Origin of the sequence: Delftia sp. SD018 (assembly GCF_017355445.1) — a bacterium.
GTDB classification, from domain to species: Bacteria; Pseudomonadota; Gammaproteobacteria; order Burkholderiales; family Burkholderiaceae_C; genus Comamonas; species Comamonas acidovorans.
On the sequence record NZ_JADDRN010000039.1, the window covers coordinates 26,128 to 41,124 of the forward strand.

14 protein-coding genes are annotated in these 14,997 nt (G+C 68.0%); 9 read left to right on the plus strand and 5 right to left on the minus strand.

The window, feature by feature from the left end; all coding sequences use genetic code 11:
• Window positions 1–45: 45 nt before the first annotated feature.
• A complete protein-coding gene (gene rpsU / locus INR38_RS26135) occupies window positions 46–258 on the plus strand; it encodes a 30S ribosomal protein S21 (RefSeq protein ID WP_012204283.1) in 213 nt (70 codons plus the stop codon).
• Between the two features lie 122 nt (window positions 259–380).
• Window positions 381–827: a GatB/YqeY domain-containing protein gene (locus INR38_RS26140; RefSeq protein WP_012204282.1), complete on the plus strand. Its 447-nt coding sequence runs from the start codon at window positions 381–383 to the stop codon at window positions 825–827.
• Between the two features lie 25 nt (window positions 828–852).
• Here the strand turns inward: INR38_RS26140 and INR38_RS26145 are convergent, their stop codons facing one another.
• Window positions 853–1,767, minus strand: a complete 915-nt coding sequence (locus INR38_RS26145; RefSeq protein WP_170962064.1) for a LysR substrate-binding domain-containing protein — start codon at window positions 1,765–1,767, stop codon at window positions 853–855.
• A gap of 130 nt (window positions 1,768–1,897) precedes the next feature.
• Between INR38_RS26145 and INR38_RS26150 the strand changes: the two genes are divergently transcribed.
• Window positions 1,898–2,986 (plus strand): tartrate dehydrogenase, encoded by a 1,089-nt coding sequence (locus tag INR38_RS26150; protein WP_099734277.1) that lies wholly within the window; start codon window positions 1,898–1,900, stop codon window positions 2,984–2,986.
• Window positions 2,987–2,989: 3 nt separating this feature from the next.
• Here the strand turns inward: INR38_RS26150 and INR38_RS26155 are convergent, their stop codons facing one another.
• Both INR38_RS26155 and INR38_RS26160 read right to left on the minus strand, forming a co-directional pair.
• Window positions 2,990–3,646 (minus strand): glutaminyl-peptide cyclotransferase, encoded by a 657-nt coding sequence (locus tag INR38_RS26155; RefSeq protein ID WP_013803483.1) that lies wholly within the window; start codon window positions 3,644–3,646, stop codon window positions 2,990–2,992.
• A gap of 32 nt (window positions 3,647–3,678) precedes the next feature.
• Window positions 3,679–4,923 (minus strand): helix-turn-helix domain-containing protein, encoded by a 1,245-nt coding sequence (locus tag INR38_RS26160; protein WP_207444361.1) that lies wholly within the window; start codon window positions 4,921–4,923, stop codon window positions 3,679–3,681.
• A gap of 155 nt (window positions 4,924–5,078) precedes the next feature.
• Between INR38_RS26160 and INR38_RS26165 the strand changes: the two genes are divergently transcribed.
• A complete protein-coding gene (locus tag INR38_RS26165; RefSeq protein ID WP_207444362.1) occupies window positions 5,079–6,665 on the plus strand; it encodes an alkaline phosphatase D family protein in 1,587 nt (528 codons plus the stop codon).
• A 112-nt stretch (window positions 6,666–6,777) separates the two neighbouring features.
• The gene (gene gorA / locus INR38_RS26170) at window positions 6,778–8,127 is read left to right on the plus strand and encodes a glutathione-disulfide reductase (protein WP_034391427.1); all 1,350 of its coding nucleotides are present in this window, start codon (window positions 6,778–6,780) and stop codon (window positions 8,125–8,127) included.
• Between the two features lie 19 nt (window positions 8,128–8,146).
• Here the strand turns inward: gorA and INR38_RS26175 are convergent, their stop codons facing one another.
• On the minus strand, window positions 8,147–9,448 hold the full coding sequence (locus INR38_RS26175; RefSeq protein WP_207444368.1) for an MFS transporter: 1,302 nt from the start codon (window positions 9,446–9,448) through the stop codon (window positions 8,147–8,149).
• A gap of 375 nt (window positions 9,449–9,823) precedes the next feature.
• On the opposite strand from INR38_RS26175, the gene INR38_RS26180 reads away from it, so the two are divergent.
• Window positions 9,824–10,903, plus strand: coding sequence for a porin (locus INR38_RS26180; RefSeq protein WP_207444363.1), 1,080 nt, complete (start codon window positions 9,824–9,826; stop codon window positions 10,901–10,903).
• On the opposite strand, the gene INR38_RS26185 is transcribed toward INR38_RS26180, so the two are convergent.
• The gene (locus INR38_RS26185; protein WP_123692353.1) at window positions 10,894–11,664 is read right to left on the minus strand and encodes a TetR/AcrR family transcriptional regulator; all 771 of its coding nucleotides are present in this window, start codon (window positions 11,662–11,664) and stop codon (window positions 10,894–10,896) included. The genes INR38_RS26180 and INR38_RS26185 overlap by 10 nt on opposite strands.
• Before the next feature lie 116 nt (window positions 11,665–11,780).
• Between INR38_RS26185 and INR38_RS26190 the strand changes: the two genes are divergently transcribed.
• The 3 genes from INR38_RS26190 to INR38_RS26200 form a co-directional block, all read left to right on the plus strand.
• Window positions 11,781–12,809, plus strand: a complete 1,029-nt coding sequence (locus tag INR38_RS26190) for an aromatic ring-hydroxylating dioxygenase subunit alpha (RefSeq protein ID WP_207444364.1) — start codon at window positions 11,781–11,783, stop codon at window positions 12,807–12,809.
• A gap of 10 nt (window positions 12,810–12,819) precedes the next feature.
• A complete protein-coding gene (locus INR38_RS26195) occupies window positions 12,820–13,872 on the plus strand; it encodes a xylose isomerase (protein ID WP_207444365.1) in 1,053 nt (350 codons plus the stop codon).
• Window positions 13,869–14,997: FAD-dependent oxidoreductase (locus INR38_RS26200; protein WP_207444366.1), on the plus strand; the 1,129-nt coding region annotated here is incomplete at its 3' end. The genes INR38_RS26195 and INR38_RS26200, both read left to right, overlap by 4 nt.

The following is a 14,997-nucleotide window of genomic DNA, read 5'->3' on the forward strand; positions in this document are numbered from 1 at the left end:
TTCCCGAGAACCCGCTGTCAGCACAGATATCTGGAAATCTAGCTAATGACCACCATCCGCGTAAAAGAAAACGAGCCCTATGAAGTTGCCCTGCGCCGCTTCAAGCGCACCATCGAAAAGCTCGGCCTGCTGACCGACCTGCGCGCTCGCGAGTTCTACGAGAAGCCCACATCCGAACGCAAGCGCAAGAAGGCTGCCGCCGTCAAGCGTCACTACAAGCGCGTTCGCAGCATGCAGCTGCCCAAGAAGCTGTACTGATCAGCCCTTGACCAGCCGGCTCTCGTCAGCCGCAAAACCCGCGCTCGGGACGCCAGGCGCGGGTTTTTTGTTTTTGTTTTTTGGTTTTTGTTTTCCGACGCCACTACCTCAGGAGAAATGCCATGAGCCTCAAGGCCCAGATCACCGAAGACATGAAGACCGCCATGCGCGCCAAGGACAGCGAACGCCTGGGCACCATCCGCCTGCTGCTGGCCGCGATGAAGCAAAAGGAAGTCGATGAGCGCGTCGAGCTCGACGACGCCGCCGTCATCGCCATCGTGGACAAGCTGATCAAGCAGCGCAAGGACAGCATCGCCGCCTTCGAGGGCGCGGGCCGCCAGGACCTGGCCGACAAGGAAAAGGCCGAAATGGCCGTGCTGACCGCCTACCTGCCCGCACGCATGTCGGCCGAGGAAGTGGCCACCGCCGTGAAGGCCATCGTGGCCGAGCTGGGTGCCTCCGGCCCCGGCGACATGGGCAAGGTCATGGGCGCGGTCAAGGCGCAACTGGCTGGCAAGGCCGACATGGGCCAGGTGTCAGCTGCCGTCAAGGCCGCCCTGGCAGGTTGAGCCTGCTGCGGCAGCCGCGCCCTTTTCAGGACGCTGCTGCCGCCCATTCCTGCTGAAAGTGCTCCTGCAGGAATTCGACACACACCCGCACCTTGGCCGACAGCTGCAGCCGCGTCGGATAGACCGCCCAGACATTGGCCTCCTGCCGCCATTCGGGCAGCAGCTGCACCAGGCGCCCGGCCTGCAGATGGGCGCCCACATCCCATAGCGAGCGCAGCGCAATGCCGCGCCCGTCCACGGCCCACTGCACCACCATCTCGCCGTTGTTGGCCGACAGCGGCCCCGTGACCTTCACCGATTGCTCGGCGGCGCCCGCGCGCAGCCGCCACACGCCAAAGGCCTGGTCGCGCTCCTTGATGGCCAGGCAGTCGTGGGCCGACAGCTCGGCCGGCGTGCGCGGCGTGCCACGGCGCGCCAGGTAGGCAGGCGCCGCGCACAGCACGCGGTGGTTGTCGGCCAGCCGCCGTGCAATCAGGTGGGGCGCGATCTCGTCGCCCACGCGCACATCCAGATCGAAGCCCTCCCCCGCCACATCCACCAGCCGGTCGAACACATCCAGCCGCACCTGCAGCCCCGGATGGCGCTCCACCAGCCGGGACAGCGCCGGCGCGATCACATGCCGCCCGAAGCCGAAGCTGCTGCTCACGCGCAGCAGGCCGCGCGGCTCGCTGCGCGTGATGGCCACCTCCTGCATCAGCTGGTCCATGTCGTCGAGGATGCGCTGCGCCCAGTGGAATACGCGCTCGCCCTCCTCGGTCACGGCCACGCGGCGCGTGGTGCGGTGCAGCAGCTTCACGCCCAACTCCTGCTCCAGCAGGCGGATGCGCTTGCTCACATAGGCGGGCGATGCACCCAATTCCTCGGCCGCAGCGGCAAAGCCGGATTTGCGGGCCACCACGGTGAAGACACGCAGGTCTTCGGGAGCCGGTTGTTTATTCACGATCTGTAAACAATGGAACCACAGTTGGCCGATTGTATTTAGCCCTGGCGCAGCCAACAATGCCATGCATGCGGCCAGGCTGTCAGCGGCGCCGCTTCATATCCATCCATTCGATCCAAGGACAGACACCATGCAAGACACATTCAAGATCGCCGTCATCGCCGGTGACGGCATTGGCAAGGAAGTCATGCCCGAAGGCCTGCGCACGCTGGAGGCCGCCGCCAGCCGCTTTGCGATCAAGCTCGAATTCCACCATTTCGACTGGGCCCACTGCGACTACTACCTGGCCCACGGAAAAATGATGCCCGACGACTGGAAGGCGCAGCTCTGCGGCATGGACGCCATCTTCTTCGGCGCCGTGGGCTGGCCCGCCACCGTGCCCGACCATGTCTCGCTGTGGGGCTCGCTGCTCAAGTTCCGCCGCGAGTTCGACCAGTACATCAACCTGCGCCCCGTGCGCCTGTTCGAAGGCGTGCCCTGCCCGCTGGCCGGCCGCAAGCCCGGCGACATCGACTACTACGTGGTGCGCGAGAACACCGAAGGCGAATACACCTCGCTGGGCGGCATCATGTACGAGGGCACGGACCGCGAGATCGTGATCCAGGAATCGGTCTACTCGCGCAAGGGTGCCGAGCGCCTGCTCAAGTACGCCTTCGACCTGGCCCAAAGCCGCGAGCGCAAGCACGTCACCCTGGCCACCAAGAGCAACGGCATCGCCATCAGCATGCCCTGGTGGGACCAGCGCGCCGAGGACGTGGCCAAGGCCTACCCGGACGTCACGCTGGACAAGCAGCACATCGACATCCTGACCGCGCGCTTCGTGCTGCAGCCGGGCCGCTTCGACGTGGTGGCCGCCACCAACCTGTTCGGCGACATCCTGAGCGACCTGGGCCCGGCCACCACGGGCACCATCGGCCTGGCCCCCTCGGCCAACCTCAACCCCGACCGCAGCTTCCCCAGCCTGTTCGAGCCCGTGCACGGCTCGGCGCCCGACATCTACGGCAAGAACATCGCCAACCCCATCGCCATGGTCTGGTCGGCAGCGCTGATGCTGGACTTCCTGACCCACGGCCAGGGCGCAGGCCGCGCGGCGCACGACGCCATCGTCTCGGCCATCGAGGAAGTCATCAAGAACGGCCCCCGCACGCCCGACCTGGGCGGCACGGCCAGCACCACCGAAGTGGGCCAGGCCATCGCGGCACAGATCGCGGGCAGGTAGGCCTCAGGGCTGCTGCGTCTGCCGGGGCCGGCGCACGGCCCTGATGCGGCCGCTTTCTCCGCCGCCGCAGAAGAAGCGGTCGCCGCCGTCGGATTCCAGCCCCGACACGCCGGTGCCGGCCGGCATCTCCAGCCGCTGCAGCACGGCACCGCTGTCCGGGTCCAGGCGCCGCAGATCGCTCTGGCCCTCTTCCCAGGTGCCGTGCCACAACTGGCCGTCCACCCAGGTGACGCCGGTGACGAAGCGGTTGGACTCCAGGGTGCGCAGCACCGCCCCAGTGTCGGGATCGATCTGATGGATCTTGCGGCCGTGGTACTGCCCCACCCACAGCGAGCCCTCGGCCCAGGCCATTCCCGAATCGCCGGCATCACCACCGCCCCCGGGTGCAGGAATGGTGGCCAGCACATGGCCGGTGGACAGGTCGATCTTCTGGATACGGTCATTGGCGATCTGGAACAGATGCCGGCCATCGAAGGCCGTGCCGGCATCGCCCGGCACAGGGATGCTGCGCACGATCCGGCCGCTGTCGGGGTCCAGCGCCTGCAATTGGGTGCCGGTGGCGAACCAGACCTGGCTGCCGTCGTAGGACACCCCGTGCACGCAATCGATGCCGGGAAAGGGACCGTACTCGCGGATGATTTCTGCAGCTTCTGTCTTCATGCGGAACTCCTGGTTGCGTTGGTCGGCCCATGCTAGCCAGCCGGCAGCACAGCGGGGAGTAACAAAGTCGTCGTGAATCCCGGCGCAGGCCGGGCCACCCAGCGGCGGGCGCGCCCCCGGCCCACGGGCTGCGCCAGCGCGTCGCGCTCCAGCGCCTCCAGGGTCCTCTGGACGCTGCGCTGGCTCGCGCCCAGTGCCAGGGCCAGCGCTGAACTGGCCCAGGCCTCGCCATCGGAGAGCAGCGCCAGCACCGGCCCGCACAGCACGCCCGGCGCACCTTCCACGGGCCGTGCCAGCACGGCCACCCGGGCCTGCCGGGGCGCCAGCACAAATCCCAGGGGCGTGGCGTGAACTTCGGCCAGCGGCCGCAGCAGGCGGCGCAGGCGGCCGATCTCGACACGCAGACGCGCACGGTACGAATCATCGGCCTGACGGGCGCGAAATACCTGCGCCACCAGCGCCTCGCGTGAGACATCGCCGGGCCAGGCCTCGCCCAGCGCGCGCGCCAGCGCAAACAGCACCGGGCGCCCCGCCAGCGAGACCGCCGCCGGTCCGGCGCGCACCGCATGGCGGCAGGCATCCACCACCAGCGCGCCCGAAGTCAGCAGGGTCCCGGCCTCATCCAGCGACAGCAGCTTCTGAGCCTGCGGTCCGGCCGGCTCCCGCTCCAGCAGCACTGCAGCAGGCGCGTGCAGGGCCTGGGCGGCCTGCCCCACCTCGGCGGCCAGTGCTGCAATGCCGGCGGCGCCGGCCGCCTGCGCGGCATCGGCCAGCGCACTGTGCGCCGCACGGATGTCCAATCGGCGCATGGCGATACCCGCCAGGGCCAGGGCATGGAATGCCTGCAAGGCGGCAGGCAGCAGCGCGGGCCGCAGTCCGCCCAGCAGACCCTCGGCCTCGCCCAGCCGGCCCAGCAGCAGGCAACGGCGTATTTCCAGATAGCCTGCATGCGCGGCGTTCACGGGATCGCCATGCGCCTGCAGCACTGCCCGCGCCGCAACCAACCTGCGGGCCGGCCATGCCAGCTCGCGCAGGGCCAGTGCAATCTCGGCCTCGGCCACTACGCAGCGGGCCCGGGCCACGGCCTCATGGGCGCCGAAGGCGCGCGCAGCGCTGCGCAGCAAGGCCCTGGCCCGCACCAGATCGCCCAGTTGCGCCATGGCGATGCCACGCAGTGCCAGCGCGGGCGCATCGTCGCGCAGCGCCACCCGGTTCAGCGCGCCAAGGGGGTCGCCAACCGCGAGCGCACGGGCCGCCGCCGTGATCAGAGAATCCATGCCCATCCCATCCATCGTGTGCGGCACGGCTGTGCCTGCAATTCATCCCGGGCCAACGCACGGTCACGGCCCGGTCATCGGTGGGCGCTAGGCTGGGTCGCCAAGCCCCCTGCCAAACGCTCTGCCAAACGCTTTTCCACACCCACTCCCCCGCCATGATGCTCCGCCGCCATCTTCTGCTGTCCGCCGCTGGCGGCTCGCTGCTGCCCTCCATCCTCCAGGCCCAGGTGGCCCCCGCCGCCATCACGCGCGACGCGGCGCGGCCGCTGCTGCCCTCGGGACTGCAAAGCGGCGATGTGCTGGCTGACCGCGCCATCGTCTGGGCGCGCGCCAGCCGCGATGCGCGCATGTGGATCGAATGGTCCACCACCTCCGGCTTTGCCAACCCCACGCGCGTGCGCGGGCCGGATCTGCTGATGGACAGCAGCGACGGCACGGGCCGCATCGACCTGCAGGGCCTGCCTGCGGGCCAGGACATCTTCTACCGCGTGGTGCTGGAGGACTTTGCCAGCGCCAATGTACGCTCGCCCGCCGTGCAGGGGCACTTTCGCACGCCGCTGGCGGCGGGCATGCCCGCCACGCGGCCACTGCGCCTGGTGTGGAGCGGAGACACCGCAGGCCAGGGCTTCGGCATCAACGAGGCCTTTGGCGGCATGCGCATCTACGAGGCCATGCGCAGGACCGACCCCGACGTGTTCCTGCACAGCGGCGACACCATCTATGCCGACGGCCCCATTGCCGCGCAGATGAAGCTGCGCGACGGCACGCTGTGGAAGAACCTGGTCACGCCCGAGGTCGCCAAGGTGGCCGAGACGCTGGACGAATTCCGGGGCCGCCACCGCTACAACCTCATGGACGCCAACGTGCGCGCCCTGGGCAGCGAGGTCGCCCAGATCTGGCAGTGGGACGACCACGAGGTCACCAACAACTACTCGGACAGCAAGAGCGTGGCCAACGACGCGCGCTACACCGAAAAGAACGTGCAGCTGCTGGCGGCGCGCGGCCAGCGCGCCTTCATGGAATACGCGCCCATGCGTCCCTTCGGCGCGGCCATGCACCAGCGCCTGTACCGCCGCCTGCCCCAGGGCCCGCTGGCCGACATCTTCGTGATCGACATGCGCAGCCACCGCGGCCCCAACAGCCACAACCTGCAGGCGGCCGAAGGCCCGGACACCGACATGCTGGGCCGCCCCCAGGTGCAGTGGCTGCTGGACGGCCTCAAGCGCAGCCGCGCCACCTGGAAGCTGATCGCCAGCGACATGCCCATCAGCCTCTTCGTGCCCGACGGCAAGGATGCCGAGGGCCGCGCCCAGTGGGAGGCCGTGGCCAATGGCGAGCATGGCGTACCCCGGGGCCGCGAGCTGGAGATGGCGCGCCTGCTCAAGGGCATCAAGGATGCGGGCATCCACAACGTGGTCTGGCTCACGGCCGACGTGCACTACACGGCGGCCCACCATTTCAGCCCCGAGCGCGCCAGCTTCCAGGACTTCGACCCGTTCTGGGAATTCGTCTCCGGCCCGCTGAATGCGGGCGGCTTCGGACCCAACGAGATGGACAGGACCTTTGGCGGCGAAGTCGTTTTCCAGAAAAGCGCGGGCCATGCCAACTCCGCGCCCAGCGAAGGCTTCCAGTTCTTCGGCCAGCTCGACATAGACCACCGCAGCCAGGCGCTGACCGTGGTGCTCAAGGACCTGGACGGCAAGGCGCTGTACACGAAGACGCTGGAGCCGCAGCGCAGCTGAGCCTGCCGCCTGGAGATCACGACATTGCCCCCGCCGCAGGCCCCTGGCCGGCGAACAGGGCAAGATGGCCGGCTGCGGCATTCGGGCCGCTCAGACACAGCACGGAATCTCCATGAAGCACTACGACTACATCGTCATCGGCGGCGGCAGCGGCGGCATTGCATCGGCCAACCGCGCCGCCATGCACGGGCGCCACTGCGCGCTGATCGAAGCCGGCGAGATCGGCGGCACCTGCGTCAACGTGGGCTGCGTGCCCAAGAAGGTCATGTGGCATGCGGCCCAGATCGGCGAGGCCATGCACCGCTACGGCCCCGACTACGGCTGGGATGCCACCGTCGACCGCCTGGACTGGCAGCGCCTGCTGGACAGCCGCAGCGCCTACATCGACCGCATCCATGCCTCGTATGAAAGCGGCCTGGCGCGCAACAAGGTCGAGCTGATCCAGGGCTTTGGCCGCTTCGTGGATGCGCGCACCGTGGAGGTGGGCGGCCAGCGGCTCAGTGCCGATCACATCCTCATCGCCACGGGCACGCGCCCGGCACGGCCCGACATTCCGGGCGCCGAGCTGGGCATCGACTCCGACGGCTTCTTCGCCCTCAAGGCCCTGCCTGCGCGCACGGCCGTGGTGGGTGCCGGCTATATCGCCGTGGAGATTGCCGGCGTGCTGCACGCGCTGGGCTCGCAGACCCATCTGTTCCTGCGCCAGAACTCGGCACTGCGCGGGTTCGATCCGCTGCTGAGCCAGACCCTGATGGAGATCATGGAGGCCGAAGGCCCCGCCGTGCACCGCCAGGCCACCCCGAAGGCCGTGGTCCGCAACGCAGACGGCAGCCTGGACCTGCAACTGCAGGACGGCAGCAGCCACACCGTGGACTGCGTGGTCTGGGCCGTGGGCCGCAGGCCCGACACCTCGGGCCTGAACCTGGAGGCCGCGGGCGTGGCGCTGCAGGACAGCGGCCACATCGCGGTGGACAAGTTCCAGGACACCAATGTGCCCGGCATCCACGCCGTGGGCGACATCACGGGCCGCATCGAACTCACGCCCGTGGCCGTGGCCGCCGGCCGGCGCCTGTCCGAGCGCCTGTTCAACGGCAAGACGGGCGAGCACCTGGACTACGACAACGTGCCCACCGTGGTCTTCAGCCACCCCCCCATCGGCACCGTGGGCCTGACCGAGCCGCAGGCACGCGAGCGCTTTGGCGACGATCAGGTCAAGGTCTACCAATCGGCCTTCACCGCCATGTACACGGCCGTCACGCGCCACCGCCAGCCCGCGCGCATGAAGCTGGTCTGCGTGGGCCCAGAGGAACGCATCGTGGGCATACACGGCATCGGCCTGGGGATGGACGAGATGCTGCAGGGCTTTGCCGTGGCGCTCAAGATGGGCGCCACCAAGCGCGACTTCGACGACACCGTGGCCATCCACCCCACGGCGGCCGAGGAGTTCGTGACCATGCGCTGAACAGGCGCACAGCCTGACCTCAGCGGTTGACCACGGCCTTGGGCAGGGCCAGCGTCAAGAGGCTGCCGGCCACCAGGCAGGCGGCGAACAGCAGCAGGCCTGCGCTCGACGAGTGCGTGAGATCCTTGAGCCAGCCCAGCAAATAGGTGGCCGCAAAGCCTCCCAGGTTGGCAATGGAGGCGATCAGCGCAATGCCTGCGGCCGCCGCCGGCCCCGTCAGGAACGTGGCGGGCAGGCACCAGAACACGGGAAAGGCTGCCATGATGCCCGCCGTCGCCAGAGAGAACAGCAGCACGGTGGCGAACACATGGCCGGTGTACAGCGTGCTCAGCGCCATGGCGGCCGCGCCCGCCAGTGCCGGCAGCACGATGTGCCAGCGCCGCTCGCGGCGCCGGTCGGAGCTGATGCCGTTGAGCAGCAGCGCAGCGATGGCAAAGGCATTGGGAACGGCCGTGAGCAGGCCGATCTCGGCCGTGCTCCTGACCCCGGCCTCGCGGATGATGGTGGGCAGCCAGAAGCTGATGGCATAGGTGGACATCATCAGGCTCAGGTCGATCATGCCCAGCAGCCAGACCCGGCCGCTGGACAGCGCCGCCCACAGCGAATGGTGGGACTCGGCCAGCCTGTCGCTGTCGAGGTTGGCGCGCAGCACGCCCTTGTCGCGCGGCGACAGCCATTGGGCCGACTCGATGCTGTTGGGCAGGTAGACGAAGACCAGCAGGCCCAGCACCACCGAGGGAATCGCCTCCAGGAAGAACAGCCACTGCCAGCCCGCATGGCCACGCACGCCGGCAAAGGCCGTCATGATCCAGCCCGACAGCGGCGCCCCGACCAGGCTGGCCAGCGGCAGGCCGATCAGGAACAGCGCCATGATCTTGCTGCGCATGCGCGTGGGATACCAGTAGGTCAGGTACAGCATGACGCCGGGAAAGAACCCCGCCTCGGCCACACCCAGCAGAAAGCGCAGCACATAGAACTGCATGGGCGTGCTCACGAACATGGTCGCGCCCGAGATCAGGCCCCAGGTGATCATGATCCGAGCGATCCACAGCCGCGCGCCCATGCGCGCCAGCACCAGGTTGCTGGGCACCTCGAAGAGGATGTAGCCCACGAAGAACAGGCCCGCACCCAGGCCGTAGACCGTCTCGCTGAAGCCCAGGTCCTGCTGCATCTGCAGCTTGGCCAGCCCCACGTTGATGCGGTCCAGATAGGCGGCCAGGTAGCACAGGCAGAAGAAGGGCACGAGCCGCCACGTCACGCGCCCGTACAGCTGCCGCTGCTCCTTCTCCTGCTCCCGCAAATGGACCCCCTGCCCCTGCATACCGCCAATGCCTGCATTGCTGTGAACTGACATTTCAGCTCCTTGCTGTGTTGACCATTGCCACCGTTCATGGCCCTGCGTCGCCGCGTTGGCGCACTGCAGCCGGATCCGGCGGAAACATCTGTCTGCAGTGGAAATTTCAAGTGCCTACGCTCAATGCTACGCACGATAGTCAAAAACAAATCAAGTAGTTTCCCGATAGCAATCATCGATCAAGTCGCACAAAAATCCCTGTACGCAAGAGAAACAAGGGGCGTCAACTCACGCAATGCCTTGGTGCTCCTTTGTAGTGAACCCGACTCAATTCAAGTGCATACGCTTCAAAACCCCGAATCCGCGGAATGACATCCGTGATCAGAACCAAGGAGACACCCCATGCCCAGACTGCATTCAAGGACAGGACAAGCCATTGCCCTGGCCGCCCCGGCACTTGCCCTGCTCCATGCCATCGCACCGCTGCCGGCGGGCGCGCAGGTCACGCTGCAGGGTCAGATCGATGCCTTCGCGGGGTTCTCGCGCCCGCTGGGCGCGGACAAGGGCACGGGCGTGCTCACGCCAGGCGGCATGCAGACGAATTTCTGGGCCTTGCGCGGAACGGAGGACCTGGGTTCTGGATTGAAGGCCGTGTTTGCACTGGAGGCCTTCTACCGCGCGGACAGCGGCGCCGAAGGGCGTTTTGCCAATGACGCCTTCTTTGCGCGCAGCGCCTATGTGGGCCTGAGCAGCGGCTGGGGCACGCTGCAACTGGGGCGCAACACCACCCCCTACTGGCTGGCCACCATCGCCTTCAACCCGTATGCAGGGTCCTTTTCGTTCTCACCCGCGGTGCTGCACAGCTTCGGGCCCAACGGCACGGCCGCCGCGCCGCTGCGGGGCGACTCGGGCTGGAGCGACAGCCTGCTCTACAACAGCCCGTCCTGGGGCGGATTCACGGCACGGCTGCAGTATTCGTTCGAGCCGCCGGCCGGCACGCCCGCATCCCAGCGCCGCGATGCGGACAAGTACGGCGCCAGCCTCAGCTATGCGGGCGGCGCATTCGCCGCCGCCCTCGCCTACCAGAGCGTGGCCTATCCCAATGCCGCCACCACCGCTACCGCCACCGGCTTTGACCGCCAGAGCGCCTGGCTGCTGGGCGGCTCCTACGATCTGGGCATGGTCAAGCTGTTCGCCCAGTACCAGCGGCTGGCCGACACCGTGGCCGGCGCAGACCGCCGCAGGAACAGCGGCCAGTTCGGCCTGTCCATTCCCGCAGGCCCGGGCGCCGTGCTGGCCTCATATGGCCATGCGCGCACCTCGGGCGCCGAAGACGCCAGGCGCAACACCTGGGCCGTGGGCTATGACTACCCCCTGTCCAAGCGCACGGACATCTACCTCAACAGCCTGCACGACCGCATCACGGGCATGGGCGCCGGCAGCGGCCAGACCTGGGGGCTGGGCCTGCGCCACTATTTCTGAGTCCGGGGCTGGGGCTGGGCCGGTGGCTGCTGCACCACGCGCAACACCGTCTCCACCATGTGGTCGCCCCAGCGCTGCAGCTCGGCCTGCTGCAGCAGCTCCTTGTCGAAGAAGGCGCTCAGCGTGTGGCGGTTGGAGAGGTAGAAGTAGCCCAGTCCCATGACCGTGATGTAGAGATCGTCGATGTGCACATCGGGACGGAACAGGCCCTGGGCCATTCCCGATTCCACGGCCTTGCGCAGCAGCGTGATGGCGTTGGGAAAGAAGTCGCGTATGCCCGAGGCCTTCTTCAGATGCTTGCCCTTGAGCAGGTTTTCGGTGTTGAGCAGGAAGATCAGCTCCGGGTGCTCCTGGTAGTAGCGCCACATGAAGCGCACCACGGCCTCCAGCGCAGCGCGCGGATCGTCGAAGTCCACCACCAGCTTCGCCTCGGCCTCCACCAGCTTGCGGTAGGCGTTCTCCAGCACGGCGGCGAACAGCTTGTCCTTGCTGCCGTAGTGGTAGTAGAGAAGGCTCTCGTAGCACTTGGCCTGCTTGCCGATGCGCTGCACGCTGGCGCCGTCGTAGCCACTTCTGGCGAACTCGATCTCAGCCGCCAGCAAGATGGCCTCCTTGGTCGTCTTGCCGGTCTTGGCAGTCCGCTTGCGCCCCGCAGACGCCTTGGCAGGGGCCTTGGAAGGGGCCGACTTCGCAGCGGCTTTCCTGGCGGGCGCAGCCTTGCGCTTCGGGGTGGCGGGAACTTCCTCGGGATCAGTGGTCATGGGCACGGCGTCAGGTGAAGGGGGCGTTGCGTCGGCCATTCTAGGGAAAAACGCCATATTGAAATTGAGTGTTCACTCAAACAAAATTGAATGAACACTCAACAAGGAGAGTCCCCATGGAAACCTATGTACTCGATACCTGGTACCCGCTGACCTGGTCGCGCAACGTGGGCCGCCAGCTGTCGGCGCACCGCATCGTCGAACGCGACGTGGTGCTCTACCGCACCGAGGCCGGCGCCGTCGTGGCCATGGAGGACGCCTGCCCCCACCGCCTGCTGCCGCTGTCCATGGGCAAGCTCAAGGGCGATGCCATCGAATGCGGCTACCACGGCCTGACCTTCGACTGCAGCGGCCGCTGCACGCGCGTGCCGGGCCAGGACATGATCCCGGGCAAAGCCGTGGTGACCACCTATCCGGTCAAGGAGAACATGGGCCTGGTCTGGATCTGGATGGGCGATCCCTCGCGCGCCGACAGCGTGCCGGTGTTCGACCTGCCCCAGTACCACGACCCGGCGTGGAGTGCCGTCGAAGGCGATGCGCTGCGCATCCAGGCCAACTACCTGAACCTGGCCGACAACCTCTGCGACCCGGCCCATGTGAGCTTCGTGCACCTGAGCACGCTGGGCAACGCGGCCAGCGAGGACATCCCCGTGCACCACGAGGAGCTGGACGGCCGCATCGTCACCTGGCGCTGGATCATCGATGCGCCGGCCATTCCGCTGTTCGCCAAGTACGGCAATTTCAGCGGCAACGTGGACCGCTGGCACTACTACCACTACCACGCGCCCAGCATCGCCATCATCGACTTCGGCAGTGCCGCCACGGGCACGGGCGCCCCCGAGGGCCGGCGCGACAACTGCATGCAGATCTATGCCTGCCACTTCATGACGCCCGTGGACCGGAACACCTCCATCGACCACTGGCTGCACGTCAAGAACTTCACGGCCGATGCCGACACCAATGCGGCCCTCTCCGCCGACTTCCGGGTCGCCTTCGCCGAGGACAAGGCCATCCTCGAAGCCATAGAGCGCAACGAAAAGCGCTTTGCCACGCGCAAGACCATCAAGATCGCCATCGATGCGGCCCCCCGGCGCATGCGCCGCATGGTGGACCGCATGATCGAGGGCGCACCCACGGGCGGCTGAGGAGCGGGCCATGCACGACGATACCCACCCGACCCTCCCGCCGATCGGCTGCAACGGCCGTGGCGTGCAGCGCTCCTCGCGCCACCAGCCCATCGGCCTTCAGGAGCTGCCCATACGCGAGCAGTTCCGCCTGGTCAGTGAAACCGGCGCCTTCGACTGCTTCGACCGCCTGCCTCTGCGCACGCAAATGGCCGAGTACGAGGCCGCCATCGCCGAGTTCAACCTGCCCGTGCACACGGCCAGCTGGTTCTACCGCCTGGGCGAGGACGAGGCCCTGCTGGCCCACAACCTGCGCATCTGCCAGGCCATAGGCGCGCGCTGCCACAACATCATGACCTTCAAGCACCACCGCGACGGCCATGTGCTGGACGATGCCGAGATCACCGAGCACTACCTGCGCGTCTACGACGACGCCATGTCTCTGGGCGTGGAGCCCAGCTTCGAGCTGCACGTCAACATGTGGACCGAGGATTTCCTGCGCGTACGCGAGGTGGCCCGGCGCGTGCAGGCGCATGGCGTGCCCTTCCACTTCACGCTGGACTACAGCCATGTGAACTTCAAGATCGGCAACCCGGCCGAGCAGGAACTGTCGGGCGTGCGCGAACTGGTGGAGAGCGGCGAACTGGTGCTGGACCCCTTCGAGCCCGGCTCGCTGTGCGAACAATGGCTGGACATGGGCATCGTGCGCTGGGCCCAGCTGCGCGCAGCCGGCCCCAACCAACCCCTGAACCTGTGGCACCGCAACGAGGACGGCAGCACGGGCCGGGGCATCCAGTACCCCATGCTGCGGCCCGGCCCCGGCGAATGGCATTCGCCCTGGCACGCCTATCTGCTGGAGCCCTCCAAAGAGGCCATCCGCAAGGTGCTGGCCTACCACCACGCGCACCCGCACAGCCCGCTGCGCCACCTCACCACCGAATTCATCAACCTGCCCGACTACGGCCTGGGCGCACGCTATGACCTGCTGGCGCAGAACGTGGCGGCCGCACGCTTCATGCGGCAAGCCTGGAACGAGATCTGCGCCCGCCCCGCAGTCCAGGCCTCGTGCAAAGGTGCATCATGACCCCCGCACAACACCCCCAAGGCCACGCCGTCATCATCGGCGCCGGGCATGCCGGCGGCACCCTGGCCGCCCTGCTGCGCCAGTACGGCCACCCGGGTCCCATCACCCTGGTCGGCGGCGAAGACCTGCCGCCCTACCAGCGCCCGCCGCTGTCCAAGGCCTGGCTGCAGCAGGCCATGGACCCGGACGATCTGCTGCTGCGGCCCGCCAGCGCCTATGCCGACCAGGCCATTGCCCTGCGCCTGGGCGTGCGCGCCATGGCCATAGAGCCGGGCTCGCGGCAGGTAGCGCTGAACGACGGGTCGGCACTGCACTACGACCACCTGGTCATTGCCACAGGCGCCGCACCGCGCTGGCTGGCCCTGCCCGGGGGTGAGCGGCCCGGCGTGACCTACCTGCGCACCATGGAAGACGCGCAGGCGCTGCGGGGCCACCTGCAGACCGCCCGCTGCCTGGCCATCATCGGCGGCGGCTATGTGGGTCTCGAAGTCGCGTCCACGGCCCGCAAGCTGGGGGTGCAGGTCCGGGTCATCGAGCGCGAAGGCAGGCTGCTGTCGCGCAGCGCCTCGCCCCAGATGGCCGCACATCTGCACGGCCTGCATGCAGGCCAGGGCGTGGAGGTGCATTTCAACGCCTCGGTCACCGCCATCCAGGGCGACAGCCCCACCGGCATCACGGGCCTGAGGATGGCCGATGGCTCCCGCCTGGAGTGCGATGCCGTGCTCATCGGCGTGGGCGCAGCGCCCAGCGTGGAGCTGGCGCAGTCCCTCGGCCTGGACTGCGCGGGCGGGATTGCCGTGGACGGCGAAGGCCGTACCGCCATGGCCGGCATCTACGCCATAGGCGATGCCACGCGCCGCCCCCTGGCCGGCTACCCCGGGCTGCACCGGCTCGAAAGCGTGCCCAGCGCGCTCGAACAGGCCCGGCGCGCAGCCTGCGCCATCACGGGCCGCGCACTGCCCGCCCATGAAGCGCCCTGGTTCTGGTCCGATCAGTACGACACCAAGCTGCAGATCGCCGGCCTGCCCGGCCATGGCGACCAGACCGTGCTGCGCGGCGACCCGGCCAGCGGCAGGTTCGCCGTCCTGCACCTGCGCGGTGGCCAGCTGTGCGCCGCCGAATGCA